Source organism: Frankia sp. CcCS3 (assembly GCF_977927575.1).
Genome location: NZ_CDWRCL010000298.1, coordinates 1 through 3,887, shown reverse-complemented (window position 1 = coordinate 3,887; position 3,887 = coordinate 1). Strand labels below are relative to the sequence as shown.

The 3,887-nt window shown below is 71.1% G+C and carries 7 protein-coding genes; 4 read left to right on the top strand and 3 right to left on the bottom strand.

Translation table 11 applies throughout. The features are described 5' to 3' along the window. Positions 1 to 174: 174 nt before the first annotated feature. Both AC08OQ_RS18220 and AC08OQ_RS18215 read right to left on the bottom strand, forming a co-directional pair. Entirely contained in the window at positions 175 to 417 is a 243-nt protein-coding gene (locus tag AC08OQ_RS18220; protein ID WP_476612239.1) for a hypothetical protein, read from the bottom strand. Continuing rightward, positions 378 to 809: a hypothetical protein gene (locus AC08OQ_RS18215; protein ID WP_476601975.1), complete on the bottom strand. Its 432-nt coding sequence runs from the start codon at positions 807 to 809 to the stop codon at positions 378 to 380. The genes AC08OQ_RS18220 and AC08OQ_RS18215 overlap by 40 nt, the downstream gene beginning before the upstream one ends. Positions 810 to 872: 63 nt before the next feature. Here AC08OQ_RS18215 and AC08OQ_RS18210 point away from each other — a divergent pair, with 63 nt between their 5' ends. Genes AC08OQ_RS18210 through AC08OQ_RS18195 form a run of 4 tightly spaced genes read left to right on the top strand, consistent with a single transcriptional unit; the run spans position 873 to position 2,824 of the window. Then, on the top strand, positions 873 to 1,031 hold the full coding sequence (locus AC08OQ_RS18210) for a hypothetical protein (protein WP_476601976.1): 159 nt from the start codon (positions 873 to 875) through the stop codon (positions 1,029 to 1,031). Between the two features lie 25 nt (positions 1,032 to 1,056). Beyond that, entirely contained in the window at positions 1,057 to 1,983 is a 927-nt protein-coding gene (locus AC08OQ_RS18205) for an AzlC family ABC transporter permease (RefSeq protein ID WP_476601977.1), read from the top strand. Beyond that, positions 1,938 to 2,243: an AzlD domain-containing protein gene (locus AC08OQ_RS18200; protein ID WP_462202821.1), complete on the top strand. Its 306-nt coding sequence runs from the start codon at positions 1,938 to 1,940 to the stop codon at positions 2,241 to 2,243. Before AC08OQ_RS18205 ends, AC08OQ_RS18200 begins: the two co-directional genes overlap by 46 nt. Beyond that, a complete protein-coding gene (locus AC08OQ_RS18195) occupies positions 2,243 to 2,824 on the top strand; it encodes a YbaK/EbsC family protein (protein ID WP_476604260.1) in 582 nt (193 codons plus the stop codon). Before AC08OQ_RS18200 ends, AC08OQ_RS18195 begins: the two co-directional genes overlap by 1 nt. 123 nt (positions 2,825 to 2,947) lie before the next feature. Here AC08OQ_RS18195 and AC08OQ_RS18190 read toward each other — a convergent pair. Further along, the coding region (locus AC08OQ_RS18190; RefSeq protein WP_476612238.1) for a heme o synthase at positions 2,948 to 3,887 on the bottom strand (940 nt) is incomplete at its 5' end.

Sequence of the window (3,887 nt, the reverse complement as noted above, 5' to 3'; positions counted from 1 at the left end):
GGCGCCCACGCTCGCGGCGGCCGGCGCCGAGGTCCCCGCGCCCGCCGGGCCGGTCGGGACCACCGCCCCCACCAGCGCCGGCGTCGGCTCCTAGCGGAAGTTTCGCCCCTAGTTTGATCTTGTCTGGAGTATTCGCAGCTCATGACCGATGTCGATCTTCCGGAACTGTATGACCTAAGTCCGGGGCGCCCACCTCGCGAGGCCGAAGATCTCGGCGAGTCGGTCCTGGGCGGGAGTGGTCTCGGTGAGCATACGGCGCGCCTTCGGACGGCCCCCGGTCGAGGGGTAGATCATCGCCGTCTCCTCGATCCCGGCGAGCAGGTCGAGCAGGACGCGCACCGAGTGTTCCTGCCCGGCCCGCGCGGCGTGACGGCGCATCAGGTGCGCGACCTGCAACGCGAGCACGCAGGTGAACATGTGGACACGGATCGTGTGATCCGCGTCCAGTGGTGCATCGGGCTGAACGAGACGACATGCGGATCCTTCATCTGGCGGAACGCGAACTCGGCGTCCGACTGCGACCGATAGGCCGCGACCACGTCGCCGACCGGCCAGGCGTCACGGTCGGTGACCAGGACCCGCTTCCCGAAGATCTCCTCCTCGAGGGCGGCCCGGGCCTGCGGGTCAACCGTCCAGGTCAGCCGGTGCGCGGCCGGGGTGTCCCCGGTCAGCTTCGTGGTCACGACGCGTCGCACCCACGGGTCCGCGCAGATCGTGTCGATCTCGGCCTGGACCTTCTCCCGGGGCCGGCGGGTCTTCCCCCGGGCCGGCACGCGCGGATGGGTGAACCGGCCGCCAGTTACCGACATACTGACAGTGGTACGCTACTGAGCGTTCATATCGATGCGATCAGTGGTGCCGGCGACACGTCCGTGCCGGCCGCCAGCATTCGCGCGTGGGAGCAGCTCACCTCGGTCGGGTTCAGCGTGACTCTGGTGCCCGGCGGCCACGACATCGCCGTCAGCTCTGGCGACGCGCTGGTGGCCAAGGTCGCCGCAGCCTGTCGACGAGCGCTCCGGGAGAAGGCGTGACAGCTGCAGGCTCGACGCGGTGGCCATGAGATCGTCGCCGCCCGGGGTGAGTCAGGAGGCCGCCTTCCCGATGCGGGAGATCGCCGCGGGGTTTCGCGCGACGATTCCCCTGGCGATGGGCGTGGCGGCGTATGGCCTCGCGATGGGCGCGGTCGCCCCGACCCGGGACATCACGCTGGTGCAGTTGCTGATCATGGACGCGGTCGTCCTCGCGGGATCCGCGCAGATCGTCGTCGTTGGGTTGTGGGGAATACCTGTACCGCTGGCGGCGATCCTGGCGAGCACCTTGATCATCAATCTGCGCTACATCCTGCTGTGCGCGTCGCTGCGCGAAGTGTTCGTCGGGCGGCCACTGTGGCAGAAGCTGCTGGGGATCCACCTCGTCGCGGACGAGAACTGGGCCGTCACGCTGGCCGAGGGGCGCCGGCGGGGGCGAGCGGCGCCGCCGGGTTTCCTGCTGGGCGGCGGCCTGGCGATCCTGGTGTTCTGGCTGGTCGGTAGCGGCGCCGGGTACCTGCTCGGCGGGCGGATTCCGGCACCGGAGCGCTTCGGCCTCGACTTCGCGTTCACCACGGCCTTCATCGCGTTGACGCGCGGCTTCTGGCGGGGTCGCGCGGATGTCGTGCCGTGGCTTGCGGCCGGGGTGGCCGCGGTCGTGAGCTGGCGGCTGCTCGGCGGCACCTGGTACATCATGATCGGCGCCCTTGTCGGCGCGGCCGCCGCCGCCCGGCGCGGCCCCGAACCGGACCCGCAGGTGGTATCAGAGGGGGACGCGCCCGGTGAGTCACCCGGGACGGCGCCCGGCGTGGCGGCACCTGTGCAGGCAATCGGCCCGAAGGCAGTCGGTCCACGGGCAGTTGGTCCGCTGGCGGTCAACTCGCATGGCAATCGGCCCGGAGGAAACGAATGTGGAGCGCTGAGGCCGTCCTCGCCGTCGCCGGCATGGCGATGATCACCTACTCGCTTCGGGTCGGCGGCCTGCTGGCGGCCGACTGGCTGCCGAGCGAGGGCCCGTGGGCTCGCGCGATCGGGGCGCTGCCCGGGACGGTCCTGGTGGCCGTGGTGGTGCCGGCGGTGATCGCGGAGGGCTGGGCGGGGGTCTTCGCGGGCGCGGCCACCGCCGGCGTCGCGTACCGCACCCGTAATTTGTTGGCGTCGATGGTCGTCGGTGTCGCGCTGATTGTTCTGGGTCGACGGCTGGGGCTGGCATGATGGTTGGTCGGGAAACGGGTGGGAGCAGCGGACATCTGCGTACCGATCTTCTGCTGGCGCCGGCGTCGGCGCTGGCCCGTCCCGACCTGCTCGCCGCGCCGACCGCCGCGCTACTCGACACCCGGTCGCAGGCCGGGCGAGGGGACGAGATCGAGGTCGCCGAGATCGATCCCGAGCTGTCCGACACCGCGGCCTTCTGCGTGCACTATGGGGTGGACCCGGCCGAGACGGCGAACTGCGTGGTCGTCGCGGGCCGGCGGGGCGGTGTCACCATGCTCGCGGCCTGCGTTGTGTTCGCCGTCTCCCGGGCTGACGTCAACGGCCTGGTCCGGCGGCATCTGGACGCCCGCAAGGTCTCGTTCGTGCCGATGGACACGGCCGTCACCGAAACCGGCATGGAGTATGGGGGCATCACCCCGGTCGGGCTTCCCGCGGAATGGCCGATCCTGATCGACCGGGCAGTGGCCGAGCACCCGCGCGTCGTGGTCGGCTCCGGGGTGCGCATCTCCAAGCTGTGGCTGCCCGGCAGGGTCCTGGCCGCGCTGCCCGGAGCCCGGGTGCTCGACGGCCTCGGAACGTAGCCGCCCGCACGCCTGCGGCCCGCCGGAAAAACAGTGCCCCGTCCTGATCCCGGTGTCACCGGGCGGGACGGGGCGGGTTCGGTGGGGCCGGTCGGTAGGGTCGATCGGTGGGGCCGGGCGAGATCAGACGAGAGCGGTGACGGCGATCGCCACGAACAGCAGGGTCAGATACGTGATCGACATGTGGAACAGGCGCATCGGCCTCGGGTCCTCGCCGTGCCGGGCCCGGCGGGCGACCCGGTGCGACTCGACCAGGAACCAGGCGCCCACCGCGACGGCGACGACGAGGTAGACCGGGCCGGTGGAGGCGACGGGAGCGACCGCGAGCGAGGCGGCGACCATCGCGTAGGCGTAGCCCAGCATCCGCCGGGTGACGACCTGGACGGAGGCGACGACCGGCAGCATGGGGACGCCTGCCACGGCGTAGTCGTCGCGGAACTTCATCGCCAGCGCCCAGAAGTGCGGCGGGGTCCAGAAAAAGACGACGGCGAACAGCAGCACCGCGGCCCAGCCGACGGTCCCCGTGACCGCCGACCATCCGATCAGGACGGGGAAGCAGCCGGCCGCGCCCCCGATGACGATGTTCGACGGGGTGCGGCGCTTCAGCCCGAGGGTGTAGACGAAGACGTAGAAGGCGATCGCCCCGTCCGCCAGCAGCGCGGAGGGCCAGTTGACCAGGAAACCGAAGAGCAGTGTCGAGACGATCCCGATCACGATGCCGAAGGTCAGCGCCTCCGTGGGCGTGACGGTCGCCCGCACGAGCGGACGGCGCTTCGTGCGGCCCATCATCTGATCGATGTCACGATCGACATAACAGTTGATCGTGTTCGCGCTGCCGGCGGCGAGGGTTCCCGCCACCAGGGTCACGGCGATCAGCCAGAGCGGCGGCATGCCCCGTTCGGCGAGCATCATGACCGGGACGGTGGTGATGAGCAGCAGTTCGACCACGCGCAGCTTCATCAGGGCGACATAGCCGCGGGCCTTCGCCGACACGGCCGCCCAGCCCCCGCGGGTCGCATGCCCGGCGCCCGGGAGCCCGTCGGCGGGCGGATCGGCTGCGGGG